At 71.5% G+C, this 14,046-nt stretch carries 14 protein-coding genes; 7 read left to right on the top strand and 7 right to left on the bottom strand.

Annotated features, from left to right (window positions below):
• Window positions 1-154: 154 nt before the first annotated feature.
• Window positions 155-484: a hypothetical protein gene (locus DR046_RS04550; protein ID WP_115380456.1), complete on the bottom strand. Its 330-nt coding sequence runs from the start codon at window positions 482-484 to the stop codon at window positions 155-157.
• Window positions 485-746: 262 nt separating this feature from the next.
• On the opposite strand from DR046_RS04550, the gene DR046_RS04545 reads away from it, so the two are divergent.
• The 5 genes from DR046_RS04545 to DR046_RS04525 all read left to right on the top strand — a co-directional run bounded on the left by DR046_RS04545 (window position 747) and on the right by DR046_RS04525 (window position 4,351).
• Window positions 747-1,613 carry an HpcH/HpaI aldolase/citrate lyase family protein gene (locus DR046_RS04545; protein WP_115380454.1) on the top strand — a complete coding sequence of 289 codons (867 nt, stop codon included), beginning with the start codon at window positions 747-749 and terminating at the stop codon, window positions 1,611-1,613.
• A gap of 3 nt (window positions 1,614-1,616) precedes the next feature.
• On the top strand, window positions 1,617-2,174 hold the full coding sequence (locus DR046_RS04540) for an NnrU family protein (protein ID WP_115380452.1): 558 nt from the start codon (window positions 1,617-1,619) through the stop codon (window positions 2,172-2,174).
• Window positions 2,174-2,380, top strand: a complete 207-nt coding sequence (locus tag DR046_RS04535) for a DUF1737 domain-containing protein (protein ID WP_115380450.1) — start codon at window positions 2,174-2,176, stop codon at window positions 2,378-2,380. Before DR046_RS04540 ends, DR046_RS04535 begins: the two co-directional genes overlap by 1 nt.
• Window positions 2,377-3,402, top strand: coding sequence for a MaoC family dehydratase (locus DR046_RS04530; RefSeq protein WP_115380448.1), 1,026 nt, complete (start codon window positions 2,377-2,379; stop codon window positions 3,400-3,402). Before DR046_RS04535 ends, DR046_RS04530 begins: the two co-directional genes overlap by 4 nt.
• 268 nt (window positions 3,403-3,670) lie before the next feature.
• Window positions 3,671-4,351 carry a DUF4344 domain-containing metallopeptidase gene (locus tag DR046_RS04525; protein WP_167766879.1) on the top strand — a complete coding sequence of 227 codons (681 nt, stop codon included), beginning with the start codon at window positions 3,671-3,673 and terminating at the stop codon, window positions 4,349-4,351.
• Window positions 4,352-4,850: 499 nt separating this feature from the next.
• Here DR046_RS04525 and DR046_RS04520 read toward each other — a convergent pair whose 3' ends face one another.
• The 3 genes from DR046_RS04520 to DR046_RS04510 form a co-directional block, all read right to left on the bottom strand.
• A complete protein-coding gene (locus tag DR046_RS04520; protein WP_115380444.1) occupies window positions 4,851-5,705 on the bottom strand; it encodes a C40 family peptidase in 855 nt (284 codons plus the stop codon).
• The gene (locus DR046_RS04515; protein WP_115380442.1) at window positions 5,702-7,099 is read right to left on the bottom strand and encodes a leucyl aminopeptidase family protein; all 1,398 of its coding nucleotides are present in this window, start codon (window positions 7,097-7,099) and stop codon (window positions 5,702-5,704) included. Before DR046_RS04515 ends, DR046_RS04520 begins: the two co-directional genes overlap by 4 nt.
• Before the next feature lie 74 nt (window positions 7,100-7,173).
• Window positions 7,174-7,557 (bottom strand): hypothetical protein, encoded by a 384-nt coding sequence (locus DR046_RS04510; protein ID WP_115380440.1) that lies wholly within the window; start codon window positions 7,555-7,557, stop codon window positions 7,174-7,176.
• 163 nt (window positions 7,558-7,720) lie between these two features.
• Between DR046_RS04510 and DR046_RS04505 the strand changes: the two genes are divergently transcribed.
• Together DR046_RS04505 and DR046_RS04500 are read left to right on the top strand one after the other, a co-directional pair.
• The gene (locus tag DR046_RS04505; RefSeq protein WP_115380437.1) at window positions 7,721-8,371 is read left to right on the top strand and encodes a carbonic anhydrase; all 651 of its coding nucleotides are present in this window, start codon (window positions 7,721-7,723) and stop codon (window positions 8,369-8,371) included.
• A gap of 430 nt (window positions 8,372-8,801) precedes the next feature.
• Window positions 8,802-10,043, top strand: a complete 1,242-nt coding sequence (locus DR046_RS04500) for a cytochrome P450 (RefSeq protein ID WP_115380435.1) — start codon at window positions 8,802-8,804, stop codon at window positions 10,041-10,043.
• 524 nt (window positions 10,044-10,567) lie between these two features.
• On the opposite strand, the gene DR046_RS04495 is transcribed toward DR046_RS04500, so the two are convergent.
• The 3 genes from DR046_RS04495 to DR046_RS04485 all read right to left on the bottom strand — a co-directional run bounded on the left by DR046_RS04495 (window position 10,568) and on the right by DR046_RS04485 (window position 14,029).
• Window positions 10,568-11,590, bottom strand: coding sequence for an aspartate-semialdehyde dehydrogenase (locus tag DR046_RS04495; RefSeq protein ID WP_115380433.1), 1,023 nt, complete (start codon window positions 11,588-11,590; stop codon window positions 10,568-10,570).
• A gap of 561 nt (window positions 11,591-12,151) precedes the next feature.
• Window positions 12,152-12,796 (bottom strand): Rho termination factor N-terminal domain-containing protein, encoded by a 645-nt coding sequence (locus DR046_RS04490; RefSeq protein ID WP_115380431.1) that lies wholly within the window; start codon window positions 12,794-12,796, stop codon window positions 12,152-12,154.
• A 72-nt stretch (window positions 12,797-12,868) separates the two neighbouring features.
• Window positions 12,869-14,029 carry an MFS transporter gene (locus DR046_RS04485; protein WP_115380429.1) on the bottom strand — a complete coding sequence of 387 codons (1,161 nt, stop codon included), beginning with the start codon at window positions 14,027-14,029 and terminating at the stop codon, window positions 12,869-12,871.
• Window positions 14,030-14,046: the final 17 nt, after the last annotated feature.

Genomic DNA, 14,046 nt, shown 5'->3' with positions numbered 1-14,046 from the left:
TCCGCGCTTGGCTACCCCCGGCGACGGGGGGGGCGCAAGGGCGCTGCGCCGCGGCGGGCAGGGGAGACGGACGCGCCGGGGGCCTTCAGACCGTGGACGGTGCCGGGGTCGCGGCGCCGGTGGGCCGGGCCGCAGGTGGCCCGGCAGGGGGCGCTCAGGTGTCGGCGTCGGACAGATGGGCGAGGTCGTCCATCCGGTCCTCCCATGCCTGGCCGGAAGCGAGCAGGCAGGTCCGGCCCGAGGGCAGGGTCACGGTGACGGTCCAGGTGCCGGTCGCTTCGGAGGCGAAGATCTCGACCACGCGGTTCTGCGTGGCGAGGCCGATGCCGCGCCGCGTCTCGCCGAAGCGATCGGCCAGACGTTCGACGACCATCTCTCTCGGGCCGCAATTCTGGCCCTGGGCGCCCGCCGGGATCGCGAAGAGCAGCAGCACCGCCGAGGCGAGCGCGATCAGCGCGGCATTCAGTTTCTGGGTTCTGGTCATGGCACGTTCCTTCATCCTTCGGGGTTTCGGGGTCGAACCGGCCCGCGCGAGAGCCGGGCCGATGCCGATCTCTCGTGGGGGCCCGGACCGTGCCGGGCGTGCTGGTGTCCCAGTGTTGTCAGAAATCTCCCAAGGAACGGTTAACGGCCGGAGGCGCCGCGCTGGCCGCCCGGCACCTGCGCAACGAACGGGCTGCCGGAGGCTCCGGGCCTTGCGATTGATTGCGCGACCTGCATTAAGGCGGCGACCGACGGAGACCCGCATGACCGAACCCGCCCGCCCCTACCGTTCCGTTCTGTATATCCCCGCCTCGAAGGAGCGGGCGCTCGAGAAAGCCGCCGGCCTGCCCGTCGACGCGATCATCTTCGACCTGGAGGACGCGGTCGCGCCGACCGAGAAGGCCGCCGCGCGCGAGGCCCTGGGCCGCGCCCTGGCGCGGATCGCCTACGGGCCCCGCGCGCGGATCATACGGGTAAACGGGGCCGACACCGAATGGGGCGCCGACGACCTCGCCGCCGCCTGCGGGATGGAGGCCGAGGCGGTGCTGCTGCCCAAGGTCGCCGGGCCGGAGGACATCGCCGCCGCTGTCCGCGTGCTGGAGGCGGCGGGCTCCGGCATGCGGGTCTGGGCCATGATCGAATCGCCCGCCGGCGTGCTGAACGCCGCCGCCATCGCCCGCGCGCTGCGGCTGGGCGGGCTGGTGCTGGGGACGAACGACCTGGCCAAGGACCTGGGCGTGCGCGACCGGGCGGACCGGATGCCGTTGCTGCATTGCCTGTCGGCGACGGTGCTGGCCGCGCGGGCGGCGGGCGTGCCCTGCATCGACGGCGTCTACAACGCCTTCCGCGACGAGGAGGGGCTGCGTGCGGAATGCGAGCAGGGCCGCGACCTCGGCATGGACGGCAAGACGCTGATCCATCCCGCGCAGGTCGCCATCGCCAACGCCGCCTTCGCGCCGACCGAGGCCGAGATCGCCCAGGCGCAGGCGGTGATCGCGGCCCATGAGGCGGCGCTGGCCGAGGGGCAGGGCGTCGCCGTGCTGGATGGGAAGATCGTCGAGAACCTGCATGTGGAGACCGCCCGCAAGACGCTCGCGCGGCAGGCCGCCATCGAAGAACTAGAGGGCTGAGCCATGCCGATCCTGATCCTCGGCGTCGCGCTCTGGTGGGGTGCGCATCTGTTCAAGCGGGTGGCGCCGGGCGCGCGGGCGCGGCTGGGCGATCCCGGCAAGGGGCTCGTGGCCCTGCTGATCGTGGCGTCGGTCGTGCTGATGGTGATCGGCTACCGGCAGGCCGACGGAGCCGTCTACTGGGGCCGGTCCCCGGCGCTGGTCGGAATCAACAACCTGCTGATGGTGCTGGCCTTCTACTGCTACGCCGCCAGCGCCGCGAAGGGCGCCAAGATCTGGCTGGGCACCAAGCTGCGGCATCCGCAGCTGACCGGCTTCTCGCTCTGGGCGGTGGCGCATCTGCTGGTCAACGGGGACGTGCCGTCCTTCGTGCTGTTCGGCGGGCTGCTCGTCTGGGCACTGGTCGAGATGGCGCTGATCAACACCCAGGAAGGGCCTTGGACGCCGCCGCCGCGCGCGCCCGCGAAGAAGGAGGTCACGGCCGTTATTGTCACGATCGTCGTCGTGATCGTCGTGATGCTGATCCACTACTGGCTGGGCGCGACGCCCTGGGGGATGTGATGGCGACGCTCTACCGCTTGCTGACCGCCGAGGATACGTCGGCCTTCTGCCACAAGGTGTCGGAGGCGCTGGCGAAGGGCTGGGTGCTGCACGGATCGCCAGCCTACGCGCACGACCCGGTGGCGGGGGTGATGCGCTGCGCCCAGGCCGTGACCAAGGACGTCGAGGCCGATTACGACCCGTCGATGAAGCTGGGGGCGCAATGAGCAAGACCAATCCGGGCCGATTCTTCGAGGACTACCGGCTGGGCGAGACCATCCGCCATGCGGTCCCCCGCACCGTCGCGGAAGGGGAGCGGGCGCTCTACCACGCGCTCTATCCGCAGCGCTTCGCGCTCCATTCCTCGGACGCCTTCGCCATCGACTGCGGCCTCGACGGGGCGCCGCTGGACGACCTGCTCGTGTTCCATACGGTCTTTGGCAAGACCGTGCCGGACGTTTCGCTCAATGCCGTGGCCAATCTCGGCTATGCCGAGGGGCGGTTCCTCAAACCGGTCTTCTCCGGCGACACGTTGCGTGCGGAATCCGAGGTGATCGGGCTGAAGCAGAATTCCAGCGGCCGGAGCGGGGTCGTCTGGGTCAGGACGACCGGCTTCGACCAGACCGACATGCCGGTCCTGCGCTACGTGCGCTGGGTCATGGTCCGCAAGCGCGACCCGGAGGCGCCGGCGCCCGAGACGGTGGTGCCGGACCTCGCCCCGCATGTCGCCGCCGAGGACCTGATCGTGCCCGAGGGGCTGAGCTTCGCCGGCTACGATTTCGACCTCGCCGGCGAACGCCACCGCGCCGCCGATTACGAGATCGGCGAGAGGATCGACCATGTGGACGGCGTCACAATCGAAGAGGCGGAGCACATGCTCGCCACGCGCCTCTGGCAGAACACCGCCAGGGTGCACTTCGACGCGACCCATCGCGAGGACGGCAGGCGGCTGATCTATGGCGGCCACGTGATCTCCCTCGCCCGCGCGCTCAGCTTCAACGGGCTGGCCAATGCGCAGACGATCGCGGCGATCAATGCGGGCGCCCATGCCAATCCCTGCTTCGCGGGCGACACCGTCCGGGCCTGGTCCGAGGTCATCGACAAGGCCGCGGTCGCGCCGGGCATCGCCGCCCTGCGCCTGCGGCTGGTGGCGACGCGGGGGGCGGCCTTCGGCCTGCGGGGCGAGGATGGGGCCTATCTGCCCGACGTGCTGCTGGACCTCGACTACTGGGCGCTGCTGCCGGCCTGAACGCCGCGTCCCTCCGGCGTTGCGCCTGCCGGGGGCGGGAAGGGGGGCTCTGCCCCCCGTCGGCTGCGCCGACTCCCCCCGAGGTATTTGAGGCGAGATGAGGGGGGCAGGGGGCGTTAACCTTGATGGTTCGTTAACGAGGACGTGCCTCGGTCGATTGCGGGGGGCACCCGCCGCCCGGGCGGCCGGGGCCTCGTGCCGTGAGGCTTCCGAAGCTTGGCCCAGCGCCCGGCTTGCCCTCGTCCGGCGTCTCTGCCTTGGTCGGGCCATGCTCCGCGCCCTTCTGATCCTGCTCGCCTGCGCCGCTCCGGCGCGTGCCGACTTCGTGCTCGACAACCTGCGCTTCACGCTCTTCCACGAGCTCGGCCACGCGGTGATCGACCAGCAGGAGATCAAGCTCTTCGGGCCGGAGGAAATCGCCGCCGACGGCTTCGCGCTGGTGCTGGCGGACCGGCTGCTCTCGGCCGAGGCGATGGCCTCGATGATGGAGTCGATCACCCGCCTGTCGCGAATCGAGGCGCAGACGGAGATCTTCGACCCCTGGGCGGAGTACATGCCGACGAGCCAGCGGCTGGCCTATGCGATCTGCCTCTATCACGGGCTGCAGCCGTGGCGCGGCGGCGATCATGCCCGCGCGCTGGGCCTGCCGCCTGACCTGGCCAGCCCCTGCGAGGAGATCGCCGGGAACCTCCGGGAGGCCTGGCGCCCGATCATCGCCCTGCTCGATCCGGAGACCGCCCAGGGGCGCCTGCGGCCCGGGCGGGGCAAGGCGGTGCGGCTGCTGGCCGGCGACATCCGCTGGATCAACGGCAATCTGGGCCTGTCCCGCGACGTGCCGGTGGCGGAGGAGGCCTGCGACGAGGACAATGCCTTCTACTATCGCTTCGACGAGCGCATCGTCATGTGCGCCGAGATGATCGACGCATTGATCGCGGGATCGGGCCGGTAGCGCGGGCACCCGGCGCTGAGGCCCGCGGGTGGCTTCCGTGCCGGGGCCGCCGCCCGGCCCGGGGTGCCGGTCCGCTCGGACCTGGACGCGGCCCGCGACTGGGCGGCGAAGGCGCCCCCGGCGCTGACGGCGTCGGTCAAGCTGCGGTCAATTCTGCCGATGCCGGCCCCACCCCGCGGGAGCGACGCGACCGAGGCGGCCCGCCTCGCCGCCGCCATCCTCGTTTCGGCCGCGACGGTGTCGCAGCGGCTGGGCCAGGCCACGGCGCGCATCCGCGACGCCAGGATTGCCTTCGCGCTGCCCGGGGCCGGCGCCCTGCCTCGCCCGGCTGATCGTCGGACAGATGCCCGAAGAGCCGGAGCCAAAGGGCCTGCTCACCGTGATTCTCTACCGGGCCGCCAGCCTCGCGGCCTGGCGCCTCCGCCACCGGATCCATCGAACCAGCGCCGCCACCAGATCCGTCCCGTCCGACCGCGCCCCCCGGGGGGGGGGGGCGGTCTCAGCTCTTCTCCACCCGCCGGCGCGCCGTGATCTGGCCCGCGCCGGTCGACTCCGCCTGGCTTGCCGCGATCCGGGCGCGGGCCTCGTCCAGCGGTTCGTAGGCGACGGCCATGTGGTGGGCGTTGGCGTGGAGCAGCAGCGTCTCGGAGGCCATGATCCCGACATGGCCGCGCCAGAAGACGATGTCCCCGCGGCGCAGCGGCTCGCTCTCGTGCAGCTCCCGCCCAAGGCCCATCTGCTGGTCGCTGTCGCGCGGGCAGTCGATGCCGCAGGCGACCAGCGCCTGCTGGACGAGGCCGGAGCAGTCGATCCCCCAGCGCGAGCAGCCGCCCCAGAGATAGGGCGTGCCGAGGAACATGTCGGCCACGCCCACGGGGTCCGAAAAGCGCGCGCGCAGGCGCTGCAGGTGCTGGGTCGGGACGAAGTGGCCGGTGGAGACCTTCTGGAACTCGCCATGGTCGGAGACGACGCGGACATGGCTGCCGAAGAAGATCGAGACCTCGGGCGGCGCCTTCACCTTGGCCTTCGGATAGAGATGCGTGGCCGGGGCGGCGACCCAGTGGGTCGCAGCCTCCTGCCGGGTGAGCGCGCCGGACAGGACATAGCCGCAATAGCCGTCGCGCAGGGATTGCCCGAAGGCGTAGCCGTCACGCTCGTCGATGACGCGGAAGGCCTCGCCGAAGAGAAGCTGGCTGGCGCGGTCGCCCCGGGGCGCGTCCGACAGATTGACCAGCGGCTGCTGGACCGAGCGGACCGTGCCCTTGACGTAGCGCGTGGCCTCGATCACGCCGCGCAGCTCATGCGCGGCGGCATGGCCGTTGGCGGGCGTCAGCCGGGGGTCGAGCTGGCTCATGCGGCGCCGTCTCGGGGCAGGATCCGGGGCAGCGCGTCTAGGATGGCGCGCGCGCCCATGCCGACGCCGCCCTTGGGGCGGCCGGGGGCGGCATTGGGGTTCCAGCCGTAGATGTCGAAATGTGCGAAGCGCCCCGGCCCCGCGAAGCGGTCGAGGAACAGTGCCGCCGTGATCGAGCCCGCGAAGCCGCCCTTCGGCGCATTGTCCAGATCGGCGATGCCCGGCTCGATCATCGTCTCGTAGGGGCGATGCAGCGGCATCCGCCAGAGCGGGTCGCGCACCCGCCCGCCCGCCTGCATCAGCGCCTCGGCCAGCCCCTCGTCGTCGGTGTAGAACGGGGCGAGGTCGGGCCCCACGGCGACGCGGGCGGCGCCGGTCAGGGTCGCCATGCAGACCGTCAGGTCGGCGGGCGTCTCGGCGGCGAGCGCCAGCGCGTCGGCGAGGACAAGTCGCCCCTCGGCGTCGGTGTTGTTGATCTCGACGGTCAGGCCGTTGCGGGCGGTCAGGATGTCGCCGGGGCGGAAGGCGTCGCCCGCGACCGCGTTCTCGACTGCGGGGATCAGGACCCGCAGGCGCAGCGGAGCCTTCGTCGCCATCAGCATCGCGGCGAGACCCAGCACCGTCGCCGCCCCGCCCATGTCCTTCTTCATCAGCCCCATCGAGGCGCCGGGCTTGAGATTCAGCCCGCCGGTGTCGAAGCAGACGCCCTTGCCGACCAGCGTCAGGGTCGGCCCTGCATCGCCCCAGCGAAGGTCGATCAGGCGCGGGGCCCGGGTCGAGGCGCGGCCGACGGTGTGGATCAGGGGGAAGTTCCGCTCCAGCAGGGACTCGCCCTCGGTGACCTCGACCTGCGCGCCATGCGCCTCGGCCAGTTCGTGCGCGGCGGCCTCCAGCTCGGCGGGGCCCATGTCGTTGGCGGGGGTGTTGATCAGGTCGCGGGTCAGCGCCTCTCCGGCCGCGATCGCCTCCAGCCGCGCGGCGTCGACGCCCTCGGGCGCGACGAGGCCGGGCGCCTCGCGCTCGGATCCGGCGTAGCGGGTGAAGCGGTAGGCGGCGAGCAGCCAGCCGAGCGCCGCCTCTTCAAGGGCGTCGGGGTCGAGCGTGCCTTCCAGCGCGTAGGTCCCGGGACCCAGCGCGGCGGCGGCCCTGGCGAAGTGGAACCGCTCCCGCGCGTGGTCGCGCGGAGTGCCCCAGCCGAAGAGGACGCGGGCGACCGACAGGTCCGGGCCGGGCACGCGCAGCAGATCGCCCGCGGCGCCGGTGAAACCGTGCGCCGTCACCCAGCTGCGCAGGGACGGGTCTTGGGTGGCGAGCCACGGCTCCAGCTCCTCCGCCGCGACGATGCGGATCGGGATGGCGGCGGCATCGGGGGCAGCGAAACGGGCGGCGGGCATGGGCATCTCGGCGTCGGGGCAGGGCGGCGGCCACGATACCCCGCCGGCCCACGGCTGCAAGGCCGCAGGCGCCCTCAGGCGGAGATGCCGGTGCGTACCGTCCAGGATTCGACGGCCGAGGGGTGGCCCAGCCGCACCAGTCGCGTGCCGCAGGCGGCCAGCGCCGTCGCGTCCCCGGCAGCTATGGCCGCGCGCACGGCGCGTGCGGCGGTGGCGACCGTACGCATCCCGATCAGGTCGGCCAGACGGCCGAGATCGACGCAGGTCGCGTCCAGCGCGTCGGTATCGCCGAGGCGCAGCGACAGCATGGCCCGCTCCATGGCCTGGCCGATCTGCAACAGGCATCCGGTCAGGAAGGACTCGATCCCCGCGCCGTGCTCGTCGCAGAGCGCAGAGAGCACGTCACGGTCGAACTCGACCGTCTCGGTCCGGGTGGGAAGGGTCAGGGTCTCGGTCATGATCTGTCTCGGCTGGTTCGGTTGTGCCCCCACGGCACGGGCCCCGGTCTCCGGCCCAACCGGGGCGGAAACGGGGCGGGCCGGCGTCGGGGCGCGTCAGAAAACGCTCGATACCGGTCAAATTGAGCCCTAAGAACGCGCCGACCCGCAAGGACCTTCCCGCATGAGACCGACCAAGCCCCTGCCGAAATCCTTCGTCCAGCGCTTCCACGGCTGGAAGGCCACGGACTACGTGGAGAACGCCGCCTGGTATCGGCGCCTCGCGACCGAGGGGCAGCGCCCGCGCACGATGGTCATCGCCTGCTGCGACAGCCGCGTCGACGTGCTGTCGCTGTTCGGGGCCGAGCGGGGCGAATTCTTCGTCCACCGCAACATCGCCAACCTCGTGCCGCCCTACGAGCCCGACGGCCTGCATCACGGCACTTCGGCGGCGGTCGAATACGCGGTGACGGCGCTGCACGTCTCGCAGATCATGGTGGTCGGCCATTCCGAATGCGGCGGCGTCGCGGGCTGCGCCGAGATGTGCGCGGGCCGCGCCCCCGACCTGGAGCGGGAGGACAGCTTCGTCGGCCGCTGGATGGACCTGCTGCGCCCCGGCTGGGACGGGGTGAAGGACCTGCCCGAGGGCCGCATGCGGCTGGAAGCCTTCGAGAAGCAGTCCGTGCTGGTCTCGCTCGACAACCTGCTGACCTTCCCCTTCGTCGCCGAAGCCGTCGAGACGGGGCAGCTGGCGCTCCACGGCCTCTGGAACGACCTGGCCGAGGGTGCGCTGCAGATCTACGACGCACGGGTGGACGGGTTCGTGGCGCTGTAGCGGCTCTGCTGCCGGGATTCCTGTCCTGCCGGGGGTGTCCGGCGGATCGGTCGGAGGGGGCTCTGCCCCCGCTCGCTTCGCTCGCCCCCCCGGCATATTTCAGGAGCATCGAATGAGGTTGAAGCGCTGTCCTGCATTCTTCGTGAGGGCTGACGGGCGGGGACCGGGCGCGCGGGACGGTGCGCCGAAGACCTTGGGGCGCGCTGACCGGCACATTCAGCTGGACCCGTCGGCCCTGGCTGCCGCGTTCCTGCGGGACGGGGGCCGACGGCCCGGAATTCGACGCGCGGCTGGCTAACCGGCCTCCGAGGGGCGCCACGAGGCGGAGTGTGGACCCGGCGTCCGCGCTTGTCAGCCCCCGGCCCGGTCCCGGAACCGCGCCAGTGCCGGGGCGTTGGGCCGACGTCTTTCCTGAACGACGGAGCGGGCGATGCGGGAGCTTCCCCATGATTCCTGGCTCGATGCGACCCTGCCGCTGCTGCACGAGCCCTACACCTGCATTCCGCGCCACTGCGCCGAGGCCGGTGCGTCGGTCCTCCGTGCCCGGCTGCTCGGCCGGCCCGCCTATCTGATGACCGGGCGGGAGGCGGCGGGAGTCTTTTACGGCCCCGGAATGCATCGCGAGGGAGCGGTCCCGCGAATACCGGCGAGCACCCTGTTCGGGCCGCGGGGCGTCATCCAGGGGACCGACGGGGCGGAGCATGCCCATCGCAAGCGTCGGGCCATGGAACTGGTGCAGGGCGGCACCGCGGACGACCTGGCCCTCCGTTTCATCGACGCGCTGGAGGCCGCGCGTCCCGGCTGGCCCGGCGAGGTCGACCTGTTCGAGATCGCCCGCGACGCCCTGACCCGCGCCGTCTGCGGCTGGGCCGGGGTACCGTTGGACGAGGGCGAGGTCTCCGCCCGCGGCCGGATGCTGTCCGCGATGTTCCTCGAGGCGGGCGCCAAGACGCCGGCCGGTCGCCTGCGCGGCGCCAGGGCGCGGCGCGCGGCGCAGCGCTGGCTGGAGCCGCTGATCCGCGATATCCGGGCGGGCGCGGCCCCCGTCCCGCCCGAGGCGCCCGCCGCCCGGGCCGCGCGGTGGACCCATGCCGACGGGCGCCTGCTGGACGTGCCCGTGGCCGCCGCAGACCTCATGTCCTTCCTGCGCCCCACCGTGGCGAACGCGGTCTGGGTCGTCCACATCGCCCACGCGCTCCACGCCCATCCGGCGATGGCCCCGCGCGTGGCCGAGGACGCGGCCTACCGACACGCCTTCGTGCTGGAGGTGCGCCGGCTCTATCCGTTCTTCCCCGTGCTCGCTGCCATCGTCGGAGACGGGGTCGCGTGGCGCGGCAGGCCCCTCAAGCCGGGCGCCCGGGCCGTGCTGTCGATCTGGGGCACGAACCGCGACGACGCGGTCTGGGAAGCCCCCGAGTTCTTCCGCCCGTCGCGCCATCAGGAGGGAGACCCCGGCCCCTTCGACATGATCGCGCAGGGAGGCGGCGGCTTCCACGAGACCCATCGCTGCGCCGGGGAATGGGTGACGATGCGCCAGTGCGAAGCGGCGGCGGAATGGCTGACGGCCCGCATCGGGTACACCGTGGCCACGCCCGAGGCGGAGCCGGACCTGCGCCACCCGCCAGGGCTTCCGCGCGGAGGCTTCCGGCTGCGGGGCCTGCATGCCGTCTGAGCCGTGGGGCTTCACGTGGGGGGCGTCGCGTTCTCCTTGGTGAAGGACAGGGGTCCCTCGTCGCGGTGCATGGGCGGTCCGCCGGTCGCGCGATGCCGTTCGCGACTACCCTGCCAAGTCGGCCTTCGGTCCGGGCACCACGCCTTGCCAGATCGCTGTGCCCTCGGGACTGCTCAGCATTCCAGGTGGCGCGGTATCTTCGGCTCGAGGGAACATTCGTCCGACAGACGCGCCAAGGGATCGGTAATGCGACCGTCCCGCGCCCTGAGCGGGCGCTTCCCTTCCGGCGTCGGACGCCTTCGGCTGCCCGGGCCGGCTGGGGCTTCGCCCGTTCGCGCCTCGGAGGCCCCACGGGGGCCTCCGCCGGGCCTGCGGCCGGATCCGGCTGGGGCTGCCCGTTCGCGCCTCGGAGGCCCCACCGGGGCCTCCGTCGGGCCTGCGGCCCGATCCGGCTGGGGCTTCGCCCGTTCGCGCCTCGGAGGCCCCACCGGGGCCTCCGTCGGGCCTGCGGCCCGATCCGGCGCTCACCCCTTCTTCAGCACTCTCGTGCCGAGGGTCTCGGCGATCTGGACCGCGTTCAGCGCCGCGCCCTTGCGCAGGTTGTCGGAGACGATCCACAGGTTCAGACCGTTCTCGATCGTGCTGTCTTGGCGGATCCGCGACACGAAGGTCGCATAGTCGCCGACGCATTCGATCGGCGTCACGTAGCCGCCGTCCTCGCGCTTGTCGACGACCAGCACACCCGGCGCCTCGCGCAGGATGTCGCGGGCCTCGTCCTCGTCGAGGAACTCCTCGAACTCGACGTTCACCGCCTCGGAATGGCCGACGAAGACGGGCACGCGCACGCAGGTCGCGGTCACCTTGATCGACGGGTCGACGATCTTCTTCGTCTCCGCGACCATCTTCCATTCTTCCTTGGTGGAGCCGTCCTCCATGAAGCTGTCGATATGCGGGATCACGTTGAAGGCGATCTGCTTCTGGAACTTCGACGGCGCGACCTCGGTCACCGGGTTGTAGACAGCCTTGGTCTGGTCCCAGAGCTCGTCCATCCCCTCCTTCCCGGCACCCGAGACGGACTGGTAGGTCGACACGACGACGCGCTTGATCCGCGCCCGGTCGTGCAGCGGCTTGAGCGCCACCACCATCTGCGCGGTCGAGCAGTTGGGGTTTGCGATGATGTTCTTCTTCGCATAGCCCTCGACGGCCTCGGGGTTCACTTCCGGCACCACCAGCGGAACGTCCGGGTCGTAGCGGTAGAGCGAGGAGTTGTCGATCGCGATGCAGCCCGCCCTGGCCGCCATGGGCACGTATTTCTTCGACGCGTCCGAGCCGATGGCGAAGAAGGCGATGTCCCAGCCGGTGAAGTCGAACTGATCCAGATCCTTGGTCTTCAAGGTCTTGTCGCCGAACGAGACTTCGGTGCCCAGCGACCGGCGCGACGCCAGCGCCGCGATCTCGTCGATGGGGAACTGGCGCTCGGCCAGGATGTTCAGCATTTCGCGGCCCACGTTCCCCGTGGCGCCGCAGACGACGACCTTGTAGCCCATTCCGAATTCTCCTGGTGGGTGGGAAACGCCGCGGGGGCTATACCCGATGGGACGCGGGGGCAAGCGCGGCAACGTTCCTGCAGGACCGGACGGCGGGTCGGCGGAGGCACGGCCGGCGTGACGCATGACGCTCGGCTCACGATCTTGCGCCTGCTCGTGTGCGCGGGCGAGGGGGGCGGAACATGGGCGGGATCGGCGCCCATGTTGGCCTGCTGCCCGAGAGCCTCGGCCCATCTCTCGCACCTCCTCCACAGGGGGCTCGTGATCCGGGAACGGCAGGGTCACGCCCCGCCCGGAGCCTGATCCGTGACCAATGGCAGCCTCCCCGGCCGGGACCCTCTGCCTTCCTGACGCTGTGAAAGCGCCAGCGCGTCTGGATAGCCTCGACGGCGATCCCGCTGATTGCGGCACCCCGGGCGATAGGCGTGCCTCTCCCGGCGGCGAGGGCGGCTCCCGTGATCGGCCGGGCCCGCCGGTCTCCGCGCTCGACACCGCGCCGTCGCTCGCGTTCCTCGCAGGGCGCCTGTTCCAGCTCCGGCAGGGTGCGTGACCCGGAGCGCGTCACTCTCCCTGCGCCAGCGCCTCCACCAGCGCGTCCTTGTCCATCTTCGAGCGGCCCTCGATCTCGCGCTCCCGGGCCATGTCCTGCAACTCGCTCACGGTCTTCTGCTCCAGCGCCGTCTTCGCCCCCTTGCCGCGCCCGTTCTCGTCGGTGGCGTCCTCGATGGCGTCCAGCAGTTCGTCCTTCGTCATGTCGCTGCGGCCGGCGATGTCGAGGTCGCGGGCCCGCTCCATCAGCATCTCTTTCGTGGGACCGTCCTTCTTGATCTGCGCGACCTTGTCGCGCACGTCGCCTGGCTGGTCGACGAACTGGCGATCGCCGCCCTTCTTCTTCTGAGTGGAGCGGGCGTATTCCTCCTCGGTCAGCAACATCCGCACCTTCCTGGGCAGGTAGCGCTCGCCGGTCTCGCCGCTTTCCTCGCCGGACTTGGTGCCCCAATCCTCCTCGGTCCACTCGTGCAGGCTGGTCTCCTTCCGGTCGGGGCCCTCCTCGGCATAGCCGCCGCCGCGCTTCTTGTATTCCTGGACGGCCATCTGCGCCTTGCGCGCGGACCACTGGCCCGGCTCTCCGCCCTTGTCGCCATCGGTGATTTCCTGCTTCACCGTCTCCCAGAGTTCGGGCTCGGTCTTCTGCGCATCCGCCATCAGGGCCTCCGTCGTGAGTCGCGTTACAACGGCCCGCCCCGTGATCCGGTTTCCGCGACCGCCTGCCGCGCTTCAGTCCGTCCGGTCCGGCGCCAGGGCGTAGATCGCGCAGCCCGCCAGCAGGGCGAGGGCGAAGAGGCCGAACAGGGTGCGGAATCCGTCGACCCCGCCACCCGCCGCCTCGAACAGGGGGCCGGTCGCGAACTGCATCACGCCCACCCCACCGATCGAGAAGAGATTGAGCAGCGTTACCCCGCGCCCCGTCAGGTGCGGCGGAACGAAGGCCCGGCCATGCGCCATGCAGACGGCGTAGCTGGAGCCCAGCGCCCCGATCAGCGCGAAGAGCGCCGCGGCCTGCCAGAGCCCCGGCACCGGCGACCACCACAGGACCCCACAGGCCGCAGCGCCCAGCAAATTCCCGGCCATCACCACCCCCTTGCGCGTGCCCGTCACCCGGTCGAGCGGCCCGTAGACGAAGTTGCCCAGGATCATCGCCAGCCCCATCGCCAGCGTGACCGTGCCGACGAGTGCCACGCCGTAGAACTCGGCAACATAGGGCCCGGCCCAGAGCCCGCGGATGCCCGCCGCCGGGGCGTAGTTCACCAGCATCATGGCCAGGACGGGCCAGAGCGCCGGGATGCGCAGCACGTCGAGCAGCGACCCTTTCGGGCCGTCCCGAACGATCTTCGGATCGTTGACGAAAAGCCAGCAACTCACTGCGATGATGAGGGTTGCGGCTGCGAGCGCTGTCATCGTGCCGCGCCAGCCCATCGCCTCCACCGCCCAGCCGAGCGGAACCGAGGCCGCGATGTTGCCCAAGGACCCCACGCCAATCAGCACCGAGGCCAGCGTCGCGAAGACGGCAGCCGAGAAGGTGCGCGCGAAGATGTAGTAGCTCGCCATCAGCACCGGCGCGCATCCGACCCCGATCAGCGCCATCGCGGCGGTGACGTGCCAGCCCGCCTGTGCCCCCGCGAACAGCAGCGCCCCGCCTCCGCCGGCAAGCCCCAGCAGCGCCGCCGCAGTCCGGCGCGGCCCGATCCGGTCCAGCGCCCAGCCAATGGGGATCTGCGCCGCGGCGAAGGCAACGAACCAGATGCCCGAGGCCCGGCTCAACTGCGCCGGCGAAATGCCGAGCTCCGCGGTCAACTCGGGCGCGAGCACCGCGAGGAACGCGCGGTAGAATTGGCTGAGCACATAGGCCAGCGTCAGGGCAGTCAGTCCGGCTTTCATCGGTTCTCCTCCGGCCG

The organism is Jannaschia formosa (assembly GCF_003340555.1).
GTDB classification, from domain to species: Bacteria; Pseudomonadota; Alphaproteobacteria; order Rhodobacterales; family Rhodobacteraceae; genus Jannaschia; species Jannaschia formosa.
Note: the sequence above shows the minus strand (reverse complement) of the source record. Positions and strands in the feature narration are given on the sequence as shown.